The sequence below is a fragment of the Pantoea sp. B65 genome, from assembly GCF_047308185.1.
GTDB lineage: Bacteria > Pseudomonadota > Gammaproteobacteria > Enterobacterales > Enterobacteriaceae > Erwinia.
Window position 1 is genome coordinate 1 of record NZ_JAHXPU010000009.1, and the last position, 24,949, is coordinate 24,949.

At 53.6% G+C, this 24,949-nt stretch carries 21 protein-coding genes and 1 pseudogene; 12 read left to right on the plus strand and 10 right to left on the minus strand.

The window, feature by feature from the left end:
- Window positions 1-303, plus strand: a pseudogene (locus JWF83_RS00555) (transposase); the annotation flags it as partial.
- 99 nt (window positions 304-402) lie between these two features.
- Here the strand turns inward: JWF83_RS00555 and JWF83_RS00560 are convergent.
- The 7 genes from JWF83_RS00560 to tkt all read right to left on the minus strand — a co-directional run bounded on the left by JWF83_RS00560 (window position 403) and on the right by tkt (window position 8,857).
- The gene (locus tag JWF83_RS00560) at window positions 403-1,128 is read right to left on the minus strand and encodes an oxidative stress defense protein (protein ID WP_413647957.1); all 726 of its coding nucleotides are present in this window, start codon (window positions 1,126-1,128) and stop codon (window positions 403-405) included.
- 111 nt (window positions 1,129-1,239) lie between these two features.
- Entirely contained in the window at window positions 1,240-1,863 is a 624-nt protein-coding gene (gene argO, locus JWF83_RS00565) for an arginine exporter ArgO (protein WP_413648004.1), read from the minus strand.
- Between the two features lie 148 nt (window positions 1,864-2,011).
- Entirely contained in the window at window positions 2,012-2,884 is an 873-nt protein-coding gene (gene mscS / locus JWF83_RS00570) for a small-conductance mechanosensitive channel MscS (protein WP_413647958.1), read from the minus strand.
- A gap of 190 nt (window positions 2,885-3,074) precedes the next feature.
- Window positions 3,075-4,154, minus strand: a complete 1,080-nt coding sequence (fbaA, locus tag JWF83_RS00575; protein WP_413647959.1) for a class II fructose-bisphosphate aldolase — start codon at window positions 4,152-4,154, stop codon at window positions 3,075-3,077.
- 160 nt (window positions 4,155-4,314) lie between these two features.
- Complete coding sequence (gene pgk / locus JWF83_RS00580) at window positions 4,315-5,478, minus strand: phosphoglycerate kinase (protein ID WP_413647960.1); 1,164 nt, start codon at window positions 5,476-5,478, stop codon at window positions 4,315-4,317.
- 22 nt (window positions 5,479-5,500) lie between these two features.
- Complete coding sequence (epd, locus tag JWF83_RS00585) at window positions 5,501-6,550, minus strand: erythrose-4-phosphate dehydrogenase (RefSeq protein WP_413647961.1); 1,050 nt, start codon at window positions 6,548-6,550, stop codon at window positions 5,501-5,503.
- A gap of 315 nt (window positions 6,551-6,865) precedes the next feature.
- Window positions 6,866-8,857 (minus strand): transketolase, encoded by a 1,992-nt coding sequence (gene tkt / locus JWF83_RS00590; protein ID WP_413647962.1) that lies wholly within the window; start codon window positions 8,855-8,857, stop codon window positions 6,866-6,868.
- A 302-nt stretch (window positions 8,858-9,159) separates the two neighbouring features.
- Here tkt and JWF83_RS00595 point away from each other — a divergent pair, with 302 nt between their 5' ends.
- From JWF83_RS00595 to JWF83_RS00605, 3 genes are all read left to right on the plus strand, one after another.
- Window positions 9,160-9,912, plus strand: coding sequence for a M48 family metallopeptidase (locus JWF83_RS00595; protein ID WP_413647963.1), 753 nt, complete (start codon window positions 9,160-9,162; stop codon window positions 9,910-9,912).
- Between the two features lie 152 nt (window positions 9,913-10,064).
- Window positions 10,065-11,471: an FAD-dependent oxidoreductase gene (locus tag JWF83_RS00600; RefSeq protein WP_413647964.1), complete on the plus strand. Its 1,407-nt coding sequence runs from the start codon at window positions 10,065-10,067 to the stop codon at window positions 11,469-11,471.
- A gap of 2 nt (window positions 11,472-11,473) precedes the next feature.
- Entirely contained in the window at window positions 11,474-12,436 is a 963-nt protein-coding gene (locus JWF83_RS00605) for a terpene synthase family protein (protein WP_413647965.1), read from the plus strand.
- A gap of 50 nt (window positions 12,437-12,486) precedes the next feature.
- Here the strand turns inward: JWF83_RS00605 and speB are convergent, their stop codons facing one another.
- Both speB and speA read right to left on the minus strand, forming a co-directional pair.
- Entirely contained in the window at window positions 12,487-13,413 is a 927-nt protein-coding gene (speB, locus tag JWF83_RS00610; protein WP_413647966.1) for an agmatinase, read from the minus strand.
- A 116-nt stretch (window positions 13,414-13,529) separates the two neighbouring features.
- Window positions 13,530-15,506, minus strand: a complete 1,977-nt coding sequence (gene speA / locus JWF83_RS00615; RefSeq protein ID WP_413647967.1) for a biosynthetic arginine decarboxylase — start codon at window positions 15,504-15,506, stop codon at window positions 13,530-13,532.
- Window positions 15,507-16,375: 869 nt separating this feature from the next.
- On the opposite strand from speA, the gene metK reads away from it, so the two are divergent.
- The 8 genes from metK to ruvX all read left to right on the plus strand — a co-directional run bounded on the left by metK (window position 16,376) and on the right by ruvX (window position 23,905).
- Entirely contained in the window at window positions 16,376-17,527 is a 1,152-nt protein-coding gene (metK, locus tag JWF83_RS00620) for a methionine adenosyltransferase (RefSeq protein WP_413647968.1), read from the plus strand.
- Window positions 17,528-18,073: 546 nt separating this feature from the next.
- Window positions 18,074-19,471, plus strand: a complete 1,398-nt coding sequence (locus JWF83_RS00625; RefSeq protein WP_413647969.1) for a sugar porter family MFS transporter — start codon at window positions 18,074-18,076, stop codon at window positions 19,469-19,471.
- A gap of 78 nt (window positions 19,472-19,549) precedes the next feature.
- On the plus strand, window positions 19,550-20,062 hold the full coding sequence (locus JWF83_RS00630) for a SprT family zinc-dependent metalloprotease (RefSeq protein ID WP_413647970.1): 513 nt from the start codon (window positions 19,550-19,552) through the stop codon (window positions 20,060-20,062).
- Between the two features lie 119 nt (window positions 20,063-20,181).
- On the plus strand, window positions 20,182-20,895 hold the full coding sequence (gene endA, locus JWF83_RS00635) for a deoxyribonuclease I (RefSeq protein WP_413647971.1): 714 nt from the start codon (window positions 20,182-20,184) through the stop codon (window positions 20,893-20,895).
- Between the two features lie 75 nt (window positions 20,896-20,970).
- Window positions 20,971-21,702, plus strand: coding sequence for a 16S rRNA (uracil(1498)-N(3))-methyltransferase (gene rsmE / locus JWF83_RS00640; protein ID WP_413647972.1), 732 nt, complete (start codon window positions 20,971-20,973; stop codon window positions 21,700-21,702).
- 184 nt (window positions 21,703-21,886) lie between these two features.
- Window positions 21,887-22,831 carry a glutathione synthase gene (gene gshB / locus JWF83_RS00645; protein ID WP_413647973.1) on the plus strand — a complete coding sequence of 315 codons (945 nt, stop codon included), beginning with the start codon at window positions 21,887-21,889 and terminating at the stop codon, window positions 22,829-22,831.
- A gap of 94 nt (window positions 22,832-22,925) precedes the next feature.
- Entirely contained in the window at window positions 22,926-23,489 is a 564-nt protein-coding gene (locus JWF83_RS00650) for a YqgE/AlgH family protein (protein ID WP_413647974.1), read from the plus strand.
- Entirely contained in the window at window positions 23,489-23,905 is a 417-nt protein-coding gene (gene ruvX, locus JWF83_RS00655; RefSeq protein ID WP_413647975.1) for a Holliday junction resolvase RuvX, read from the plus strand. The genes JWF83_RS00650 and ruvX overlap by 1 nt, the downstream gene beginning before the upstream one ends.
- Here the strand turns inward: ruvX and JWF83_RS00660 are convergent.
- Window positions 23,874-24,935, minus strand: a complete 1,062-nt coding sequence (locus JWF83_RS00660; RefSeq protein ID WP_413647976.1) for a type IV pilus twitching motility protein PilT — start codon at window positions 24,933-24,935, stop codon at window positions 23,874-23,876. The two genes, ruvX and JWF83_RS00660, sit on opposite strands and share 32 nt — an antisense overlap.
- Window positions 24,936-24,949 lie beyond the last annotated feature (14 nt).

Genomic DNA, 24,949 nt, shown 5'->3' on the forward strand with positions numbered 1-24,949 from the left:
CATGAGAGGCCACATGAGGCGCATGGCGGGCAACCGCCCTCATCGGTATGGGTCCCTTCATTACGAATCTGGGACGGAAAAGTGCCGGATGTGGAGTATCCGGAAAGCTCAGCGCTCTGTCTGGTGTCACCGAAGGGGGCGATAAAAATCGGTGGAGGGCTGTTCCTGAGCGAAGCGCTACAGGGGGAGTACGTAAGGGTTCTGGAGGTGGATGACGGACTGGACGCGATCCTGTTCGACCGGATGATACTTGCTTACTACGACAGAGTTGAGCAGAGTATCATCCGGATCGACCCGACCTAAATGTGTTACCCATGTGGCCGGTCAGATCTGTAACCCATGTGGCGGTTGTACATAAATGCCGCCCGTATCAATGGTTTTCCCCATCGCAACCCGCGGATATTACGGGTTACGCTGAATCTCAAACACCACATCAACCTGGTCGTCAAAGTGAATGCTCTGCTGCTCATAGGTCTGCTCAGCAGAGGTCATCGGCGCGGCTTCCGCAGTTTTATACATCCGTGCCACTGGCATCGGCTGATAGTTCGCCACATGATAACGAATGCTGTAGACCGGACCCAGTTTGGCATTAAAGCCTGCGGCCAGATCCGCCGCCTGTTTAGTGGCGTTATCAATTGCCGCTTTACGCGCCTGGTTACGGTATTCATCCGGGTGCGCCACGCCCAGTTCAACCGAGCGGATCTCATTCAGTCCGGACTTCAGCGCCCCGTCCAGCAGATCGTTCAGCTTATCCAGCTGACGCAGCGTGACCTGCACCTGACGCACCGCACGATAGCCCTTCAGTACCGATTTTCCTTCTTTGGTATAATCGTATTCTGGCTGGGTTCGCAGGTTTGCCGCATCGATATCCTTCTTCTCAATGCCGTTTTTTTGTAACAGATCGAAGTACTGCGCCACCCGGGCGTCCGCCTGTTTCTTCGCTTCCGCGGCATCTTTCGCAGAAACATTCACTTCAATCGCCAGCGTGGCGATATCCGGCGTGGCATCGACGCTTGCCTGCCCGGAGGTCACCACATGCGGGCCATTCGGTAACTCTTCTGCCTGCCCGGTCAAAGGCAATGTTCCTGTGCCGATTATTGCGGCCAGAGCCAGCGCTTTTAATTTCACCTGAAGTCCTCCTTGAGACGTCTTTAGTATTACCATCAGCATATCCCGCCGCCATCAGTGTCACTATGCGTGATGCTCCGAGTTTTCACTATGCCCGATAGCGATTCAACCCTAATTAAACCCCGCAATCCCCTGCTGCGCCAGTTTCAGGGCGATAAACCACATCACCATTCCCACCAGCAAATTAATGATCCGCTGAGCTTTACGGGTGCGCAGTAGCGGTGAGAGCCATGCCGCCAGCAGCGCCAGACCGAAAAACCAGATCACCGAAGCGCTAATGGAACCCAAAGCAAACCAGTAACGCGCGGCGGCAGGTAACTGCCCCCCCAGACTACCGAGCACCACAAAGGTGTCGAGATAGACATGGGGATTCAGCCAGGTGACCGCCATCATGGTGGCGATAATCCGCCAGCGGCTGTGCTGCATCGCACTATCAGCCGCCAGTGCAACATTGCCGCTAAATGCGCTACGCAGCGCGCCCCAGCCATACCATAACAAAAAAGCTACCCCGCCCCAGGTCACCAGATTCAGTAATAGTGGCGACTGATTCAGCAGTGCGCTGCCGCCAAATATTCCGGCGCAAATCAGTAAAATATCGCTCAGGGTACAGAGGCCGGCGGTCATCAAATGATATTGACGCCTTACCCCCTGATTCATCACAAAAGCATTCTGTGGCCCGAGCGGTAATATCAGTGCTGCGCCTAACGCAACACCCTGAAAATAAATTGAAAACACCGGAAAAGCCCTCATCATTGTGATTTTCCGGGCAAGTTTAACCTGACATAATTATTAGAGGAAATTTAAAAAATTAATATTGCATCAGTAATACTAATAAAAACAGGGTGAACGGATGGCGGGAGTGAACCCGCCACAAATTGATGGCTTACTCAGCTGCCGTCTGCTGCTGTGGCGCTTTGCTGCGATGCAGATGGACATCCATCTGCGGATAAGGGATGCCGATACCTTTGCCATCCAGCGCTTTCTTAAAGTTCGCCATCAGGTCCCAGTACACATCCTGCAGATCGCTACTGTTGCTCCAGCAGCGCACAACAAAATTCAGCGACGAAGCGGCCAGTTCATTCAGACCGATCTGAATACCGCGATCTTGCAGCACCCGGCTGTCGGCTTCCACCACTGCGCGCAGCAGTTGTTTCACTTCATCAACGTCCGCATCGTAAGCCACGCCAATGATAAATTCATTACGACGCACCGGCTCGCGGGAGAAGTTAATAATATTGCCGGCAATAATTTTTCCGTTTGGCACCACCACGATTTTGCCGTCAGCCGAGCGCAGGGTGGTGGAGAAGATTTGCACATTCAGTACCGTGCCCATAACGCCGCCCAGGTCGACAAACTCACCGGTACGGAAAGGGCGGAACGTTACCAGCAGCACGCCAGCCGCCAGATTCGACAACGACCCCTGCAACGCCAGGCCTACCGCCAGACCGGCGGCGCCCATCACGGCAATTACCGATGCGGTCTGCACGCCAACGCGCCCCAGCGCGGCAATCAGGGTAAAGGCAATCACGCCATAGCGCACCAGCGCCGCAAGGAAGTCGGCGACGGTCGCATCAATGCCACGCGCCAGCAGCACTTTATTGACGCCATTAGAGACAATACGCGCCACGATCATCCCGATAATGATGATCGCGATGGCGGCGACAATATTTACCGCATAACTGAGCAGCAACGCCTGGTTGCGCACCAGCCAGCCACCTGCATTGTTAATGCCATCAATCACGTTTAAATCTTCCATTTATCAGCCCTGTAGTGAATCCCCAACGGGAAATAACAAAACATTGCCAGAGTACTCCGACAACCCAGTTAACTTACCAAGGGTAAGCAAAAAAGCTGAGTCTGCCAAACAACCGCAGAATTTCCTTACATTTTTCCGCCATTTGCCCATAAAAAAAGGCCCCGCAGGGCCTTTTTTAATCAGTCGGCAATTACAGAACGTCGATTGCGTTCAGTTCTTTAAATGCCTGTTCCAGACGTACACACATGGAAGACTGAGAAGCACGCAGCCATACGCGTGGATCGTAGTATTTCTTGTTTGGTTTGTCTGCGCCTTCCGGGTTACCCAGCTGGCCCTGCAGATAGCCTTCGTTCTTTTTGTAGTACTGCAGGATGCCGTCCCAGGTCGCCCATTGGGTATCGGTATCAATGTTCATTTTCACTACACCGTAGCTGATTGAATCTTTGATTTCCTGAGCAGAAGAACCGGAACCACCGTGGAAAACGAAATCCAGCGAGTTGTGCGGCAGGCCATGTTTCTTGCTGACGTATTCCTGAGAATCTTTCAGAATGGTCGGGGTCAGCTTAACGTTGCCTGGTTTGTACACGCCGTGTACGTTACCGAAAGAGGCAGCGATGGTGAAACGTGGGCTGATAGCATTCAGTTTTTCGTAGGCGTAATCAACGTCCTTCGGCTGAGTGTACAGTGCAGATGCGTCCATATGGCTGTTGTCCACGCCATCTTCTTCACCACCGGTACAGCCCAGTTCGATTTCCAGGGTCATGTTGATTTTTGACATGCGCGCCAGATACTTGCTGCAGATCTCGATGTTTTCTTCCAGAGACTCTTCTGACAGGTCAATCATATGAGAAGAGAACAGTGGTTTACCGGTAGCGGCGAAGTGTTTTTCACCGGCGTCCAGCAGACCGTCGATCCATGGCAGCAGTTTCTTCGCACAGTGGTCGGTGTGCAGAATTACCGGCACGCCATACTGTTCTGCCATCTGATGCACGTGGTGTGCGCCAGAGATTGCGCCCTGAATTGCCGCAGCCTGTGGCACATCGGATTTCAGGCCTTTACCAGCGATAAATGCAGCACCGCCATTAGAGAACTGGACGATAACCGGTGCTTTAACTTTGGCAGCAGTTTCCAGAACGGCATTGATTGAGTCAGTGCCGACGCAGTTAACTGCTGGCAGTGCGAATTTGTTTTCTTTCGCAATCTGGAAAACCTTCTGTACGTCATCACCGGTGACAACGCCTGGTTTTACGAAATCAAAAATTTTAGACATGCTATTTGTCCTGTTTCGTTGGCAGTATAAAAAAAGTTGGTTCAGTTTCGCCCATTATAGCCTGAATCAGGCGGGGCGCGGCCAGCGCACCGCAGCCTGAAGCATAACGGGTATCGCAGGCAAAACGTACTGGCAGGGGGCAAAACCCCTGCCGCAAAAATTACTGCTTAGCACGCGCTTCCAGCATGGCTACCGCTGGCAGCACTTTGCCTTCCACGAACTCGAGGAATGCGCCGCCGCCGGTAGAGATGTAGGAGATTTTATCTTCAATGCCGAACAGGTCAATTGCTGCCAGGGTGTCACCACCGCCAGCGATAGAAAATGCTTCGCTGTCAGCGATAGCATTAGCGATGATTTCAGTGCCGCGACGGAAGTTAGGGAACTCAAACACGCCTACCGGGCCATTCCACAGAATGGTTTTGGCTTCTTTCAGCAGTTTTGCCATGGCTTCTGCGGTTTCGTCGCCGAAGTCCATAATCTCTTCATTATCCTGAACTTCAGAAACTTTTTTCACGGTTGCTGGTGCAGTTTCAGAGAATTCCGTGCCGACGCGAGAGTCAGTAGGCACCGGAATACCAAACTCATCACGCAGGCCTTTCGCCGCTGCCACGAAGTCAGGTTCGTACAGAGATTTACCGACATTGTTGTCGATAGCCACGAAAGTGTTGGCAATACCACCACCAACGATCACCGTGTCAGCGATTTTTACCAGTGAGTTCAGCACGTCGAATTTAGTGGAAACTTTAGAACCGCCAACCACGGCAACCATTGGGCGCGCAGGCGCTTTCAGCGCTTTACCCAGGGCGTCCAGCTCAGCAGCCAGCAACGGACCGGCACAAGCGATTGGCGCAAATTTGCCTACGCCGTGGGTTGATGCCTGGGCGCGGTGTGCGGTACCGAAAGCATCCATCACAAACACGTCGCACAGTGCGGCGTATTTCTTCGACAGCGCTTCGTCGTCTTTCTTCTCGCCTTTGTTAAAGCGAACGTTTTCCAGCACGACCAGTTTGCCTGCGGTCAGTTCAACACCGTCGAGGTAATCTTTCGCCAGGGTAACGTTATCGGCACCCAGTTTGTCTTTCAGGTAGTTAACAACCGGCAGCAGAGAGAACTCTTCGTTGTATTCACCTTCGGTCGGGCGACCCAGGTGAGAGGTTACCATCACTTTTGCACCCTGTTTCAGTGCTTGTTCGATGGTCGGCAGAGAAGCACGAATACGTGCATCAGACGTCACTTTCCCTTCTTTAACTGGCACGTTTAAATCCGCACGGATCAGAACACGTTTACCAGCAAGATCCAGATCGGTCATCTTAATTACAGACATGGTGAACCCTCTCGGTTGATTCTCATAAGTTTTGCCGGACGCTGACTGCGTCCTGGGTGAAACCGCTTGCGGCCATTGCTAACGTGGTGTCGATCATACGGTTAGCAAAGCCCCATTCGTTGTCGCACCAGACCAAGGTCTTAATCAGGTGCTGACCACTAACCCGCGTCTGCGTGCCGTCGACAATAGCACTGTGCGGATCGTGGTTAAAATCAATAGAGACTAACGGTAGTTCCGTATAGTCAACTATACCACTAAATGCCCCTTCTGATGCATTTTGCAGTAAGGCGTTGACCTCACTGGCATTGACAGCATTGCGTACACTGACGCTTAAATCGATGGCCGTAACGTTAATCGTTGGCACGCGTACGGCAATAGCTTCAAAGCGGTCGTTAAATTTCGGAAAAATACGGGTAATCCCCGCCGCAAGGCGCGTATCAACCGGAATGATCGACTGACTGGCGGCACGGGTGCGGCGCAAATCGGGATGATAGGCGTCGATCACCTGCTGATCGTGCATCGCGGAGTGAATCGTGGTTACGGTGCCGGATTCAATATTAAAGGCGTCATCCAGCAGCTTAATAATCGGAATAATGCAGTTGGTGGTGCAGGAGGCATTCGACACAATGCGGTCGCTGCTGCGCAGCGCTTGCTCATTGACACCAAAAACCACGGTGGCGTCCAGATCGTTACCGCCAGGATGGGAAAACAACACCTTTTTTGCCCCGGCCTGCAGATGCGCCTCGCCATCAGCGCGACTGCCGTAAACGCCGGTACAGTCGAGCACCACATCAACATTCAGTTCGCGCCACGGTAGCTCAGCAATTTGCGCCAGATGCAGAATACGAATGTTATCGTCGCCGACCGACAGCTGGTCGCGCTCCTGACGCACATCCCAGGCAAAACGCCCGTGGCTGGTATCATATTTCAGCAGATGCGCCATGCCCGTGGCATCGGCCAGTTCATTGATGGCAACCACTGTAATTTCAGCCCGACGCCCGGTTTCGTACAAAGCACGTAACACGTTGCGCCCGATGCGTCCAAAGCCGTTAATAGCTACGCGAACGGTCATATCACTCCTGCGTTACAATTCACCTGTTTATCCAGCCGATAGCCTGTCCCAGCCGTTTCAATTTGTACAGGGAATTTTACCGCGCAAATTAGCTTACTGAGGTTGGCATAACTGCCAACTGAAACGCTTCAGCCAGAATAAAGGAAGTCAGGAATAGCGGGAATGATTGTGATCAATTATGCTGCAAAATATTAGATCTACATCACAAATATGAACAAAAAAGAGTTATTACTGCAGGAATAATTCAGGAAAAAGGCGGCATAAATGCCGCCTTTACCTCAGTGCCGCCGGAGAGCCAGTAATGGCTGCTGGCGGTTACAGCAGTTCTTTTGCTTTTGCAACCACATTGGCCACGGTAAAGCCAAACAGATCGAACAGTTTTTCAGCCGGTGCCGACTCGCCGAAAGTGGTCATACCGATCACCGCGCCATTCAGGCCGGTGTATTTGTACCAGTAGTCAGCAATACCCGCTTCGATAGCAACGCGGGCGCTAACCGCTTTTGGCAGTACAGATTCACGGTAGGCCGCATCCTGCTTGTCAAAGGCGTCGGTAGACGGCATGGAAACCACGCGCACCTTGCGACCTTCGGCAGTCAGCTGATCATAAGCACCCACCGCCAGCTCAACTTCGGAACCGGTAGCAATCAGGATCACTTCCGGCTGACCGGCACAATCCTTCAGTACGTAGGCGCCGCGCGTCACATTTGCCAGTTGCTCAGTAGTACGATCCTGCTGCGCCAGGTTCTGACGGGAGAAGATCAGTGCTGTCGGGCCATCCTGACGCTCGATAGCATATTTCCAGGCTACCGCAGACTCAACCTGGTCACACGGACGCCACAGGCTCATATTTGGCGTTACGCGCAGGCTGGCCATCTGCTCAACCGGCTGGTGCGTTGGGCCATCTTCACCCAGACCAATAGAGTCGTGGGTATAGACCATGACCTGACGAATCTTCATCAGTGCCGCCATGCGTGCAGCATTACGTGCATATTCAACAAACATCAGGAAGGTCGCGGTGTACGGCAGGAAACCACCGTGCAGCGAGATACCGTTAGCGATGGCGGTCATACCGAACTCACGCACACCGTAATGGATATAGTTACCGGCCAGATCTTCGTTGATGGCTTTCGAACCAGACCACATGGTCAGGTTGCTTGGCGCAAGGTCAGCGGAGCCGCCAAGGTATTCCGGCAGCAGCTTACCAAAGGCTTCGATGGCGTTCTGCGAAGCTTTACGGCTGGCGATTTTCGCCGGATTAGCCTGCAGCTGCTCAATATATTTCTGTGACTCTTCCTGCCAGTTGGCTGGCAGCGCATTCACGCTACGACGCTTAAATTCAGCAGCCAGTTCCGGCCAGGCTTTGGCGTAGGCGGCGAATTTCTCGTTCCATGCGGCTTCTTTCGCCTGACCCGCTTCTTTCGCGTCCCACTGAGCATAGATCTCTTGTGGAATGACAAACGGCGCATGTTCCCAGCCCAGTTGCTTACGGGTCAGGGCGATTTCCGCGTCACCCAGCGGCGCGCCGTGTGAATCGTGGGTGCCAGCTTTGTTTGGTGAACCAAAACCGATGACGGTTTTGCACATCAGCAGTGATGGTTTGTCACTAACGGTTTTCGCTTCTTCGATCGCCGCTTTGATCGCCGCAGCGTCATGGCCGTCAACGCCGCGCACCACGTGCCAGCCGTAGGCTTCGAAACGTTTTGCGGTATCGTCAGTAAACCAGCCGTCAATATGGCCGTCGATGGAGATACCGTTGTCGTCATAGAAGGCGACCAGTTTGCCCAGTTTCAGCGTACCCGCCAGTGAACAAACTTCGTGGGAGATACCTTCCATCATGCAGCCGTCGCCCATAAACACATAGGTGTTATGGTCAACGATATCGTGGCCTTCGCGGTTGAACTGTGCCGCTAACGTGCGCTCAGCAATGGCGAAACCGACCGCATTAGCGATACCCTGGCCGAGTGGGCCAGTGGTGGTTTCCACACCGACGGTGTAACCGAACTCAGGGTGGCCTGGGGTTTTGGAATGCAACTGGCGGAAGTTTTCCAGCTCTTTCATCGGCAGATCGTAGCCAGTGAGGTGCAACAGGCTGTAAATCAGCATTGAGCCATGGCCGTTAGAGAGGATAAAACGGTCACGATCGGCCCACTGCGGGTTGGTTGGGTTATGGTTCAGATAGTCGCGCCACAATACTTCGGCGATATCTGCCATGCCCATTGGGGCACCCGGGTGGCCAGATTTGGCTTTTTGCACTGCATCCATACTGAGTGCGCGAATGGCGTTGGCAAGCTCTTTACGAGAAGGCATTTTCTACTCCAGTTCGGGGGTGATTCGCTTCGCCGTCCCTAACTTATTGTAATTAATCAGTTATCAGGCAAAGCCAAAGGAAAGACGACAATCAATGTACATGAAAAACAGGGGAAATGTACATGGCGTATATTGCAAAAAAACCGGCACAATTCGCGCTTTGCGACCTGATCGGCTATGCATTTACCAGCTAAACAGCTATAAAAAAATGATTCTGCGAAAATCTGCTACGCTGAGATTTTTTCAGGTGTTTGTTTTTATTGCCTTGTTACGTTGAATGTTACCTTTATGGGATAAATGGAATGAAAATTCGAACTTCTGTGCTGGCATTGAGCATTGCCACTTTACTTTCTGGTTGCCAGAATCTGGATACCAATTCTTTAATGCAGTCCGGCGCGCAGGCTTTCCAGGCTGCCACCCTTAGCGATGAACAGGTGAAAGAGCTGAGCAATAAATCCTGTCAGGAGATGGACAGCAAAGCACAAATTGCACCCGCCAGCAGCGAGTATGCCAAACGACTGGCAAAAATTTCTGCGGCGCTGGGCGACAATATCAATGGTACTCCCGCCAACTATAAGGTCTATCTGACCAAAGACGTCAATGCCTGGGCGATGGCCAACGGCTGCATCCGCGTCTATAGCGGTTTAATGGATCTGATGAGCGACAATGAAGTCGAAGGTGTGCTGGGTCATGAAATGGGCCACGTCGCGCTGGGGCATACGCGTAAAGCAATGCAGGTCGCCTGGGCCACCACCGCTGCGCGTACTGCGGCAGGATCTGCCGGTGGTATTGCCGCCACGCTGTCGCAATCACAGCTGGGCGATCTTGGCGAAAAGCTGGTTAATGCACAGTTCTCTCAGACCCAGGAGTCGCAGGCAGATGACTATTCGTTTGATTTGCTGAAGAAACGCGGCATTAATCCCAATGGCTTAGCCACCAGTTTTGAGAAACTGGCGAAGCTGGAAGGCAGTCATCAGAGCACGATGTTTGACTCGCACCCTTCTTCTGAAGCGCGCGCGCAACATATTAAAGATCGGATTGCGGCGGGCAAGTAACCGCTACCCGGCCAGCATTTTTACATTCAGTCAAAGGCGCATCTTTTTAAATAAAAGTGCGCCTGTTACCGCTTTACTTTGCCGACAGAACGACTATTTTTTAGCCAATATCGCTCAACCCAATGCCATGACTCCGCCTGGAGAACAGGGCTATGCAAATTCACCCCTTTCAACCTGACTATTTGCATGTCACGACTGATGGTCCATCGCCGACGAAACATCAGCGGAGCAGCGCTATTGTTATCGGCGCTGGCGTCGCCGGTCTGATGGCCGCCCGTGTGCTGTGCAACCACTTTCCCCGCGTATATGTGATTGAACAGGATCAACTGCCCGCGACGCCGCAAGCGCGAAAAGGCGTGCCACAGGCGCGTCATGTGCATCTGTTAATGGTGCGCGGGCGGCAAGTGCTCGACCACTTTTTCCCGCAGCTAACAGCGGAACTGTTTGATCTTGGCGCCATGCCACTGGACTGGTACGCCGATGTGCGCTGGTTCGGGCCTGCCGGCTGGATGGCCGCGGGCGGCGAGGGTTTAATCACCTGCTCCACCAGCCGCGATCTGCTGGAATTCGTGCTGCGACGTCGCGTCGTCGCGGACAGCCGCGTGGAATTAATCAGCCAGCACAAAGTAGTTGGCCTGCAGGTTGATGCGCAAACGGGGCAGATCTGCGGCGTTGAGATGATGGCCAGCTCCACTGCTATCGCCGCCAGACAACGGCTGGCGGCAGATTTGGTGATTGATGCCAGCGGACGCGGCTCCCGGAGCGCCAAATGGCTCGACCAGCTGGGATATGGCCTGGCGGAAACGCGCACCGTTAACGCCTTCCTCGGTTATTCATCGCGCCTCTGTCGCCTTCCGGCTGGCGCCAGTTCGCCGCCATGGAAAGCGCTGATCGTCAGCGCCCATCCGCCCGACTGTTTTCGCGCCGGGGGGATATTTGCCATTGAGCATAATCAGTGGATGGTGGTGCTGATGGGCGGCGGCGGTGATTATCCGCCGAAGGATGAGGCCGGTTTTGTTAACTTTGCCCGCAGTCTGCGTTCGGCGGAGCTGTATCAGGCGCTGACAGCGGCTGAGCCGGTTTCACCGATCTACCATTTCCGCCGGACAGAAAACCGCTGGATCCACTATGAACGCCAGGCGAAATGGCCCGCGGGTTTGATGGTGATGGGGGATGCTGTCTGTGGATTTAACCCAATATATGGCCAGGGGATGACGGTAGCGCTGCTGTCTGCTGAGCTGCTGGACAGGGTGTTAGATTCGCAGGCCGCACTTGCCGACCTCACCGCCGCCTTTCGCCAGCAGCTTGCAGCGCTGTGCGCGTGGCCATGGACCATGGCGACAGGGGCGGATCTGTTGTATCCCACCACTGAAGGCGGTGAAAGTACATGGTATGACCGACTGGCGCAGCATTATCTGGATCAGGTTCTGATCATGGCGACAAAATCCCCTGATATCTACCGACGCTTCGTGCGTGTGATGAATATGGTCGATCCCCCGTCAGCGCTATTTGCGCCAGCGGTTGCTGCGCGCATGGCAATCGGCTGGCTGAGGAACTAATCATGCATACGGTTGATGTAGCTGAATTCTACATTCCCTTTACTGCACGGAGAAATCCGCACCAGCAGATTGCCACCCGCCATGCGCTGGCGTGGCTGAGATTCACCGCGCTGGTAGATGCGGCCAATGAAACCGAACAATTACAGCAATTTATAACCTTCGGCGATCTGGCAGCCAGAACCTACCCTGATGTAGGCGCGGCCGAATTAGAACAAATTATTAACTGGATCAACTGGCTTTTTATTCTGGACGACCAGCTGGATGAACCCTGCGACCCGTCAGGCGCCGATAATGCGCTGGCGATGCTCACCCATTTGCGGCAGGTGATTAAATCTGACGGCGGAGCCACTGCCTGTCGCCCCCTTGAAACAGCATGGCAGATGCTGTGGCAAAAACTTTCTGCCGGCATGGGGCAGCATGCTCAACAACGCTTTCTGCTGACGATTGAGCAGTACCTGATTTCGTTGCAGCAAGAGATTACCATCACCGCGGAAGGGTATATTCCCGACCTGCTGACCTTTGCAGAAATACGCCGCAATAGCGGAGCAGCAAAAACCACTCTGAGCATCAACGAATATGCTTACCATAGAGAACTGCCGCCGGCGTTCTGTGACAGCGAGCTATACCAGATCATGACCGATGCCACCTGTGATGTGATCGGCATGACCAACGATATCTGGTCTTATGCCAAAGAGATTGCGCACCCGGCGAACAATAGTTATGTGGTTATTTTTGCGCATCAAACGGGGTGCGATATCACCGCTGCGATGATACTGGTGAATCATCTGATTACCTCGCGGGTAAAGTGTTTTCTGCGCGCCCGGACAAAGCTCCCCGCGTTTTTGCATCAGCTTAAGCTTTCAGCCGCCGATCGGAAATTCATACAGCGCTATATTGCGGGTATGGAACACTGGATGCGGGGAAATCTCGAATGGTCCGCTGCGACCCCGCGATACCATCATTAAAGAATCACCCGGCCTGCGAAATGATGTTCGTTTCGCAGGCCGTTCGAGGCTTATTCGCCTTTGTTTACTGCCTGCACATGCAGCATTTCCAGCGCCAGGGTCGCCGCCGCCAGTGCCGTCAGGTCTGACTGGTCGTAGCCAGGCGCCACTTCCACCAGATCCATGCCGACAATATTCAGCCCCTGTAATCCACGCACCAGCTTCAGCGCTTTATCCGAGGTCAGGCCGCCAATCACCGGGGTGCCGGTGCCAGGCGCATGGGCCGGGTCAAGACAGTCGATATCAAAGGTCAGGTAAACCGGCATATCGCCAACAATCTGCCGCACCTGCGCCAGAATATCGTCAACGCTGCGATCGTTAACCTGTCCGGCATCCAGCACGTGATAGCCCAGATCTTTATCAAACTCGGTACGAATACCGATCTGTACCGAGTGCTGCGGATCGATCAGCCCTTCGGCAGGCGCATGATGGAACATGGTACCGTGATCGAACTTCGCACCATTAGAATAGGTATCGGTATGCGCATCGAAATGCACCAGCGCCATTTTGCCAAAGTATTTGGCATGAGCGCGCAGCAGAGGCAGCGTGATGTAGTGATCGCCGCCAAAGGTCATCATGCGCTTACCGTTAGCCAGCAGTTTTTCGGCATGGGCCTGCAGCTTATCCGTCAGATCCTGCGAATCACCAAAAGCGTATACCAGATCGCCACAGTCGATCACTTTCAGGCGCTTACGCAGATCGAAATTCCACGGATAGCGACAGCCTTCCCATGCGAGGTTGGTCGAGATCTGGCGAATGGCGTTCGGCCCCAGACGGCTGCCCGGACGGCCTGAAGTGGCGGCATCGAAAGGGATGCCGGTAATCACCCACTCGGCATCAGCGTCGTAAGGCTGGAAGTTAACCGGGAAACGCATAAAACCGAAGGCGTTAGAAACCAGTGAGTTATCATACTCATGGCCCAGGGTGTTATTAATCATACTGTCCTCTTCTAGCCATCACGGGCTACAGATGAAAAAAAATCCCCTCCGCGTCGTTAACCCGACGAGGAAGGGATTAGGTTATACGGCAGACATTATTGATGTCGGCGTAAAGGTTACTCGTCTTCCAGATAAGTATAACCGTACAGACCGCTTTCAAACTCTTCGAGGAACTGCGCGCGCAGCTCTTCATCCAGATCGGTCTCTTTTACCTGGTTATGGAAATGGCGCAGCAGCTCTTGCGGATCCAGCTGCACGTACTGCAGCATGTCGGCGACGGTATCGCCTTCATCGGAAAGCTGCACTTCGACGCTGCCGTCAGCAAAGGCAAACACATCCACCGCTTCGGTATCACCGAACAGGTTATGCATATTGCCGAGGATCTCCTGATAGGCGCCGACCATAAAGAAGCCGAGCATCGGTGGATTCTCCACATCATACTCCGGCATTGGCATGGTGGTCGCGATGCCATCGCCGTCAATATAGTGGTCGATCGTCCCGTCAGAATCGCAGGTAATATCCAGTAGCACCGCACGACGTTCAGGTGATTTATTCAGCCCTTCCAGCGGCAGAACCGGGAACAGCTGATCGATCCCCCATGCATCCGGCATTGACTGGAACAGCGAGAAGTTGACGTAAATCTTATCCGCCATCCGCTCCTGCAGCTCATCAATAATCGGCCGATGCGCGCGGTTGCTTGGGTCGAGATGCAGCTGAATATAGTGGCAAATACTGAGATAGAGCTGTTCCGCCCAGGAGCGCTGTACCAGATCGTAAGTGCCCTGCGAGTAGCCGCTATGGATATCAAACAGATCCATCTGGCTGTCGTGCAGCCATTCGCGCAATGAGCGGCGGTTATTCGGCTCATGCATCTCCTGCCAGGTATCCCACATACTGACGATCGGACGCGGTGAATCGGCGTTTGGCGCCTGGGGAATGCTGAATTCGTTACGCTCAACGCCAATAATATTGGACACCAGTACCGTGTGGTGCGCCGTCACCGCACGGCCCGACTCGGTGATCACCGTCGGGTGCGGCAGATTATACTCTTCACAGGCATCGCCAATCGCCCAAATCACATTGTTGGCGTATTCGTTCAGACCATAGTTTACCGAGCAGTCGGACTGCGAACGCGTACCTTCATAGTCGACGCCAAGGCCGCCGCCGACGTCGAAACACTGGATATTGACGCCCAGTTTGGCCAGTTCCACATAGAAACGGGCCGACTCACGCACGCCGGTGGCGATATCGCGGATATTGGACATCTGCGAACCGAGGTGGAAATGCAGCAGTTGCAGGCTGTCGATGCGGCCAGCACCACGCATAATTTCCACCAGCTTCAGCACCTGGGTGGCCGACAGGCCAAACTTCGATTTCTCACCGCCGCTCGACTGCCATTTACCGGAGCCCTGCGAAGCCAGACGCGCACGGATGCCGAGACGCGGCACCACATTCAGGCGCTCCGCTTCTTCCAGCACCAGCTTCACTTCGGTCATTTTTTCCAGCACCAGGTACACTTTGTGTCCCAGCTTTTCGCCAATCAGGGCCAGACGGATATATTCGCGATCTTTATAGCCGTTACAGACGATAACTGAACGCGTCATCCCGGCGTGCGCCAGCACCGCCATCAGCTCGGCTTTGGAGCCGGCTTCCAGGCCCAGCGGCTCGCCGGAGTTGATCAGCGATTCGATTACCCGCTTATGCTGGTTAACTTTGATTGGATAAACGAGGAAGTAATCCCCTTTATAACCGTAAGATTCGCGCGCGCGTTTAAATGCCGCGTTAATTGAGCGCAAACGGTGCTGCAGGATCTGCGGGAAGCAGAACAGAGCGGGTAAACGCTGACCATCCGCTTCGCGCTCTTTTACCAGCTTCGCCAGGTCAACCCGCGCTTCCGGCACATCAGGATCCGGGCAAACGCTGATATGACCCAGTTCATTGACGTCATAGTAGTTATTGCCCCACCAGGCAATATTGTAGGTGCGCAGCATTTTGCTGGCATCCTGATCGCTCATGGCCACCTCCTGCATAGAACGGAGTACACCCTGTTCGCCTGCTGACGAACCCTTAATATTCTTCATGTCGTCAGACATCGCGAACCTCAATTTTTAGTAATGATGCGAAACAGTTAACTACTATCGCAGGTCGATCCTGCCAGAACAACCCACAGTATGTCGATAAACCTGGCATAAATGACTGAACTGGCGCATATGCCGGCTTAAGTAAATTTTCAGTATGAAACACGTCGCCGAACTCCGTTAAACGGGTCAGAAAAAGCAGCAGTCACCCTTCAGCAAGCTGAGGATCCCTTACAGTACTGTAGCAAAAAGGTTAACCGGCGCAGGTGTCGTGAAGATTACCGAAACGAATATAACTTCGGCGAGAGAGCAGAATGGACGGAGAAACAGAAAAGGATTGAAGCTCGCCAGTGTGGCGTAGCGAACCGTGCAGAACGAAAACGTGGTTCATTACTCGTATCACCTCCACACATGCCTGGTAGCACGTGGATAAAACGGGTCAGAGGATGAAAACCAGAAACCATTTGGTTATCTGGCTATCTGGCGGAGATTACATCGTGGCGACGCAACGTCCTTTTCTCTGCCAAACAGGCAGCGGCGTTTTATACAGCTGAAAGCGGAAAAAAGCAAAATCAAAATGTGCTGATCGCGACTGCTGTCTGGAAAAATTGCCAGCGGTGCCGATAACAAAAACAGGCAATGGCAAAAATGACTGGCATTTCGTTTATCGAGTAACCTAAAATAGCCGTCCAGATGTTAATCCGTCTATACTGGCTAACTTCTGGACTGCTATGCCACTGTGATCATGCCAGTCTGAGTCTGACATGTGTGCCTCCACCAAATGAACTGCTCACGGCTTTGCCTGAGGGGGCGTGGAGTCAGGCTAACCTTTCTCTTCGCTATGCAGTTGTTTTTTAACCCGTTTCAGTAAGGTAAAGAATAAAATGGCTAAACACCTTTTTACGTCCGAGTCTGTATCAGAAGGACATCCTGACAAAATCGCTGACCAAATTTCCGATGCTGTGCTGGATGCTATCCTGGAACAGGATCCGAAAGCGCGCGTTGCCTGCGAAACCTATGTAAAAACCGGTATGGTTCTGGTTGGCGGCGAAATTACCACCACCGCCTGGGTTGATATCGAAGAAATCACCCGTAACACGGTGCGTGAAATCGGCTATGTACATTCCGATATGGGCTTTGATGCCAACTCTTGTGCGGTGTTAAATGCCATTGGTAAACAGTCTCCTGATATCAACCAGGGTGTTGATCGTGCCGATCCGCTGGAGCAAGGCGCCGGTGACCAGGGTCTGATGTTCGGTTACGCCACCAATGAGACCGAAGTGCTGATGCCAGCGCCGATTACCTATGCTCACCGTCTGGTGCAGCGTCAGGCTGAAGTGCGCAAAAACGGCACCCTGCCATGGTTACGCCCTGACGCGAAAAGCCAGGTTACCTTCCAGTACGACAATAACAAAATTGTGGGTATTGATGCGGTCGTACTGTCGACCCAGCATGCGGAAAGTATTGGTCTGAAAGATCTGCAGGAAGCGGTGATGGAAGAGATCATCAAACCGGTTCTGCCTGCCGAATGGCTGACTGCCAGCACCAAATTCTTTATCAACCCGACCGGCCGTTTTGTGATCGGCGGACCAATGGGTGACTGTGGCCTGACCGGTCGTAAAATCATCGTGGATACCTACGGCGGCATGGCTCGTCACGGCGGCGGTGCATTCTCCGGTAAAGATCCGTCTAAGGTTGACCGCTCCGCGGCTTACGCCGCACGCTATGTGGCAAAAAATATCGTTGCCGCTGGTCTGGCTGACCGCTGTGAGATCCAGGTTTCTTACGCTATCGGCGTGGCTGAACCGACCTCAATTATGGTGGAAACCTTCGGTACCGAGAAAATCTCTACCGAACAGCTGACGCTGCTGGTGCGTGAATTCTTTGATCTGCGTCCTTACGGTCTGATTCAGATGCTGGATCTGCTGCATCCGATCTACCGTCAGACTGCGGCTTATGGTCACTTTGGCCGTGAGCACTTCCCGTGGGAAAAAACCGACAAAGCAGCCCAGCTGCGCGAAGCCGCCGGTCTGTAATTTACCGCCACACCCAATCTGTAATTGTAATTGTAATTGTAGGGGGGCCATTAATGGCTCCCTCTGTTTTAATGGCTCCCTCTGTTTTAATGACTCCCTCTGCTTAATGGCTCCCTCTGTTTTAATGGCTCCCTCTGTTTTAACAGCGTCCTCTGTTTGACACCCCAGCTCCCCACAAACATCAGCGGACATCAATGCCGCCGCCAGCTTCCCGTCACGATTTTTTGTCATCTGAAACGCTTCATGTGATAACGATTACATTTTGAAACGCTTTATTTATCTGCAATTTAGGATTTTTACTGCGTATTCACCAGGTAAAAAATGCGCTATTTTCAGCGTCGTCTGATAGCCAATAACTGGAATAATGTCAGAAACTTATACTGTGCTATAACTTACTGGTTATTTAAGCTGTAACGGGTGAAAAATGCTGGTTTACAGGGTTCCGGCGTGTGTAACCGATTACACTAGTGTGATCGACCTCACTTTTCACTGGCGACAGCTTCTCTAACATTGATAAAAACAACATAGTTAATACGTGGAGGCACTATGCCTGGCAATACACATAAAAGCAGAACTTCAAATAAGGCGATGACCTTATTTGTCTGCTTTCTGGCAGCACTGGCAGGACTGCTGTTTGGTCTCGATATCGGCGTTATTGCCGGAGCCCTGCCGTTTATCGCAAAAGATTTTGCCGTGACTAACCATCAACAGGAGTGGATCGTCAGCTCTATGATGTTTGGCGCTGCCGTGGGTGCGGTAGTCAGCGGCTGGATGTCCTCCAGCCTCGGCCGTAAAAAAAGCCTGATGGCGGGCGCCATTCTGTTTGTTATCGGCTCCCTGTGTTCAGCATTTGCCCCTAACGCGGAAATGCTGATTGTGGCTCGCGTCCTGCTGGGTCTGGCGGTAGGCGTGGCCTCTTACACCGCGCCGCTGTATCTCTCGGAAATCGCACCGGAGAAGATTCGCGGCAGTATGATCTCGTTGTATCAGCTGATGATTACCATCGGTATTCTCGGCGCCTACCTCTCCGATACCGCCTTTAGCTACACCGGTAACTGGCGCTGGATGCTGGGTGTTATCACCATTCCGGCCCTGCTGCTGCTGGTTGGCGTATTCTTCCTGCCAAATAGCCCACGCTGGCTGGCGGCGAAAGGCAACTTCCGTGATGCGCAACGGGTGCTCGATCGCCTGCGCGACACCAGCGAACAAGCCAAACGTGAGCTGGATGAAATTCGTGAAAGCCTGAAAGTGAAGCAGTCCGGCTGGAGCCTGTTTAAAGACAACAGCAACTTCCGGCGCGCGGTATTCCTTGGCGTACTGCTACAGGTAATGCAACAGTTCACCGGTATGAACGTAATCATGTATTACGCGCCAAAAATCTTTGAGATTGCCGGTTTTACCAATACCACCCAGCAGATGTGGGGCACGGTAATTGTTGGTCTGATCAACGTGCTGGCGACCTTTATCGCTATCGGCCTGGTAGACCGCTGGGGACGTAAACCTACGCTGACGCTGGGCTTCCTGGTGATGGCGGTCGGTATGGGTATCCTCGGCACCATGCTGCATATTGGTATTCACAGCACCGGCGCGCAGTATTTCGCCATCGCCATGCTGTTAATGTTTATCATCGGTTTTGCCATGAGTGCCGGCCCGCTGATTTGGGTGCTTTGCTCTGAGATCCAGCCGCTGAAAGGACGTGATTTTGGTATCACCGTCTCTACCGCGACTAACTGGATTGCCAACATGATTGTCGGGGCAACCTTCCTGACCATGCTGAATACGCTGGGCAATGCCAACACCTTCTGGGTATATGCCGGTCTGAATATCTTCTTTATCGTACTGACCTTATGGCTGATCCCTGAAACCAAAGGTATTTCGCTGGAGCATATCGAACGCAACCTGTTATCAGGTAAAAAATTGCGTGCCATCGGTTCCCGCGCTTAATCATTAATATGGCCGCCCGTAACCGGGCGGCATTTCTCACAGTTGCATCCTTTCCCCGCCGCAATTATTCTTTCTGTTATGAAATCGCCCCGACTCCCTATCGCTTTACAGCAGTCCGTAATGCGCGCGTTGCGCAGCAAACTGCAACAGGCCAACCTGCGCCTTGAGCGCGAATATCCGGAACCGAAACTGGTTTATCAGCAGCGCGGCACCGCTGCCGGCACCGCGTGGCTGCAAAGCTGGGAAATCCGCCTTAATCCGGTGCTGCTGATGGAAAATCAGCAGGCATTTATCGACGAAGTGGTTCCCCATGAACTGGCGCATCTGCTGGTGTGGAAATACTTTGGCCGCGTCGCCCCGCATGGCAAAGAGTGGAAATGGATGATGGAGACAGTGCTGGGAGTTGCCGCACGCCGTACCCATCAGTTTGCGGTGGCATCAGTGCGTAGTCGTGCTTTCCCTTATCGCTGTCGCTGCCAGCAGCATCAGCTATCGGTACGGCGTCACAATCGCGTAGTGCGCGGAGAAAGTGAATATCGCTGTCTGCACTGCGGCGATATTTTACAGCCGGGCGACTTCCCCAATTCTTAAAATTGCCAAATAGCGGTTAAAAATTAAACGCCAGACCCCTGATTACCCTTAGCGTTAATGCGCAGACACTGCGCTATCTGGTAACCTGCGCGCTGTTTTCGGAATAGAAAAAATGGATTATGTCGCGCAAAATTATCACTCCCCTGGCAGTTTTACTGCTGCTGGCATCCTTTACCGCGCAAAGCGTGGACCCGGATAACTATCACCAGAATAATTTCCAGCAGGCGAAAGCTTATGCTGCCGAAATTAACGCCGATGCCCCCGGCACCTTCTACTGCGGCTGCAAAATAACCTGGCACGGCAAAAAAGGCGTGCCGGACCTCGCCTCCTGCGGTTATCAGGTACGCAAAAACGCCAACCGCGCCGGACGTATCGAGTGGGAACATGTGGTTCCCGCCTGGCAGTTTGGTCATCAGCGCCAGTGCTGGCAGGATGGTGGACGCAAAAGTTGCAGTCAGGACCCGGTTTATCGCCGCATAGAAACCGATCTGCATAACCTGCAGCCAGCGATTGGCGAGGTGAACGGTGACCGCGGTAACTTTATGTATAGTCAGTGGAATGGCGGCGAACCGCAGTATGGCCGCTGTGAGATGAAAATCGACTTTAAACAAAAACTGGCCGAGCCGCCAGCGCGGGCGCGCGGCGCTATTGCCCGCACTTATTTCTATATGCGCGATCAATACCAGCTACGCCTGTCGCCACAGCAAACCCAGCTGATGACCGCCTGGGATAAGCAATATCCGGTGACGGTGTGGGAGTGTGAACGCGATAAACGCATCGCCCGGGTACAGGGCAACCACAACCCCTATGTACAGCAAGCTTGCCAGCGGTAAAACCCCTACCCTAAACTAAGCCTTTCATCTGTCTGCCGTACGCTTGTGGCGTACGGCGCTATTATCAGGATCCGCATGCGTATACCCCGCATTTACCATCCCGACAGCTTACAGGTCGGCAGTGAAATTGCCCTGTGCGAAGATGCCGCTAACCATATTGGCCGCGTACTGCGCATGAACAGTGGCCAGGCGCTGGAATTATTTGATGGCAGTAATCTGACTTTTGCCGCCGAGATTATTCAGGCGGATAAAAAAAACGTCAAAGTTAAAATCGTCTCAAGCCGCGCCGACAGCCGCGAATCGCCGCTTCATCTGCACTTAGGCCAGGTGATGTCACGTGGGGAGAAGATGGAATTTACCATCCAGAAATCGATTGAACTGGGGGTAAATGTGATTACCCCCTTGTTTTCTGAACGCTGTGGCGTAAAGCTGGATGCAGATCGGCTGGCGAAAAAGATTCAGCAGTGGCAAAAAATCGCCATTGCCGCCTGTGAGCAGTGCGGGCGCAATAGCGTGCCGGAAGTGCGCGATGCCATGACGCTGGAGAGCTGGTGTGCGGAAAGCGACAGCGGTTTAAAACTCAATCTGCACCCGCGTGCACAGCACAGCATCAATACCCTGCCACAGCCTGTTGAGCGCATACGTTTACTGATTGGCCCGGAAGGCGGTTTAACGGCGGAAGAGATCGCCATGACCGCGCAACATGGCTTTACCGATATTCTGTTGGGGCCGCGCGTACTGCGCACCGAAACCACCGCTCTGACGGCCATCACTGCCTTGCAGGTGCGCTTTGGTGACCTTGGCTAAAAAATCACTGTAGCCCAATGGGTATAAAAACGGTGATGATTTTGTGTCAGGCTGCGCAACAGTGCAGCAAGCAGTCCCTGGACGGGATCATCCGAAACACTGTAGGGGAGCCATTTATGGCTCCCGTTAACCATTAGCAGAGGCGGCATAATTACAGCCTCTACTGGCGAATTCAGGAGAATAAATGATTAAGCTTGGGATCGTGATGGACCCGATTACCTCCATCAACATTAAAAAAGACACCAGCTTTGCCATGCTGCTGGAAGCTCAGCGCCGCGGTTATGAAATTCATTATATGGAGATGAACGATCTCTATCTGCGGGCTGGTGAAGGCCGTGCGCGTACCCGCACCCTGAGCGTTGAGCAAAACTACGACAAATGGTTCGAGTTTGGCAGCGAGCAGGATATCGCGCTGGCCGATCTTAACGTGATTCTGATGCGTAAAGATCCGCCATTTGACACTGAGTTTATCTATGCCACTTATATCCTTGAGCGTGCGGAAGAGCAAGGCACGCTGATTGTTAACAAGCCGCAGAGCCTGCGCGATTGTAATGAGAAGCTGTTTACCGCCTGGTTTGCGGAACTGACGCCGGATACGCTGGTAACGCGTAATGCGCACCAGATCCGGGAATTCTGGCAACAACACGGCGATATTATTCTGAAGCCACTTGATGGCATGGGCGGCGCGTCGATTTTCCGCATCAAACAGGAAGATCCGAACCTGTCGGTGATCATTGAGACCCTGACCGAACACGGCAGTTTCTACTGCATGGCGCAAAACTATCTGCCGGCCATTAAAGACGGTGATAAGCGCGTGTTAGTGATTGACGGCGAGCCAGTACCTTACTGCCTGGCGCGTATTCCAAAATCAGGGGAAACCCGTGGCAACCTGGCCGCCGGTGGACGCGGTGAAGCACGGCCGTTAACCGAAAGCGACTGGGAAATCGCCCGCCGCGTCGGCCCGACGCTGAAAGCGAAAGGGCTGATTTTTGTTGGTCTGGATATTATCGGCGACAAGCTGACGGAAATTAACGTCACCAGCCCGACCTGCGTGCGCGAAATTGAAGCGGCGTTCCCGATCTCTATCACCGGCCTGCTGATGGATGCGATTGAAAAACGTCTGGCGTGATTGTTTACACGGGGCTTCGGCCTCGTTGCCAACCCGTTAACCGCCACGGCGCAATTACGCCGCGGCGCTTAGCCAAAACACAGAACGAGTGACAATGAATTTACAGCACCACTTTTTGATTGCCATGCCTACTCTACAGGACCCTTTATTCAAGCGCTCAGTCGTCTATATCTGCGAGCATAATGATGAAGGTGCCATGGGTTTGATCGTCAATAAACCGATGGAAAACTTAACGGTTGACGGCATTCTCAAAAAACTAAAAATTTCGCCGACGTTACGCACCCCCGAAGTGAAACTGGATAAGCCAGTGTTTTCCGGCGGTCCGCTGGCGGAAGATCGCGGCTTTATTCTGCACTCGGCGCAGAGAACCTTCTCTTCCAGTATCCGGGTGTCCGATAACACCGTGATTACCACCTCACGTGATGTGCTGGAATCGATCGGTACCCCCGATCAGCCTGAACAGGTGCTGGTCGCGCTGGGTTATTGCGCGTGGGAAAAAGATCAACTGGAAGGCGAACTGCTGGAAAATGCCTGGCTGACCACGCCGGCCAATAGCAATATCCTGTTTCATACGCCAATAGCCGAACGCTGGCGTGAAGCGGCGAAAAGTATTGGTGTGGATATTCATAATATCACCAGTGAAGCAGGACACGCCTGATGTCGACTATGACCCTGTTGTCGTTTGATTTTGGCACCAAGAGCATTGGCGTAGCGATCGGCCAGCAGCTTACCGGTACCGCCCGTCCGCTGGCGGCAATGAAAGCCAATGACGGCATTCCTGACTGGAACAGTATCGAACGCCTGCTAAAAGAGTGGCAGCCGGACCGGGTGGTGGTTGGCCTGCCGCTGAATATGGACGGCACCGAGCAGCCGCTAACCGCCAGGGCGCGTAAATTTGCCAATCGCCTGCATGGCCGTTTTGGCGTGCAGGTCGAACTGCATGATGAGCGCCTGAGTACCGTTGAAGCGCGTGCCGATCTGTTTGCCCGTGGTGGTTTTCGCGCGCTGACCAAAGGCAGTGTCGATTCCCTGTCAGCGGTGATTATCCTGGAAAGCTGGTTCGAAAATCACTGATTGCTGATGCTGCCTGAGAACGCTCCCGGGCGCTGTCAGCCACCGCACCTGCGGCAATACGCTCGCGCAGGCTCTGCTCAAAGGTGCGCATCCCGGCCTGCATCCCGGTTTGCAGCAGGCCGGGTAACTGATGACTTTTGCCTTCGCGGATCAAATTCGCTACCGCCGGCGTATTGACCAGCACCTCAAATAGCGCCACCCGCCCGCCGCCGACGCCCGGCACCAGACGCTGGGCCACTACCGCTTTCAGGCTGCCCGCCAGCTGGCAGCGCACCAGGCTCTTCTCCGCGGCCGGAAAAACATCCACCAGCCGTTCAACAGCCTGGGCAGCGCCGCGGGTATGCAGCGTCGCCAGCACCAGATGGCCGGTTTCCGCCGCGGTCAGCGCCAGACGAATGCTTTCACTGTCGCGCAACTCGCCCAGCAGGATCACATCCGGATCCTCGCGCAGCGCGGCGCGCAATCCCTGCTGAAACGAGCTGCAATGCAGGCCAATCTCCCGCTGCTGGATCAATGACCGCTTACTGCCATGGATAAATTCGATGGGATCCTCAAGGGTTAAAATATGCAGGTCGCACTGCTGATTAAGCCGGTCAATCATTGCCGCCAGGGTAGTGGATTTCCCGCTGCCGGTTGCGCCGGTAATCAACAGTAAACCGTCCGGCTGCTGTAATAAGGTCGGGATAATTCCGGGTAGCCCCAGCGTCTCCAGCGCGGGACACTGGCTGGCGATCAGACGCAGCGCCAGCGACAGACCATGGCGCTGCCGGAACAGACTGGCGCGCAGACGCGTACCGCTGGCTAAGGTAAGCGCAAAATCAACATCGCCGCCAGAGGCGAGATAAGCACGCTGCTTGCTGTCCAGCCAGCCTGTCACCAGCGATTCCAGCACCCCGGCGCTGATTTCCGCCTGGCCGGGAATGGCTGACAGACGGCCCTGGCAACGCCACTGTGGCGAATGACCACTGCACAGGTGCAGATCGGCGGCGTTATGCTTTACACTAAGGGCCACGATTTCTTCGATATCCATAAAGTTCTCCTGAC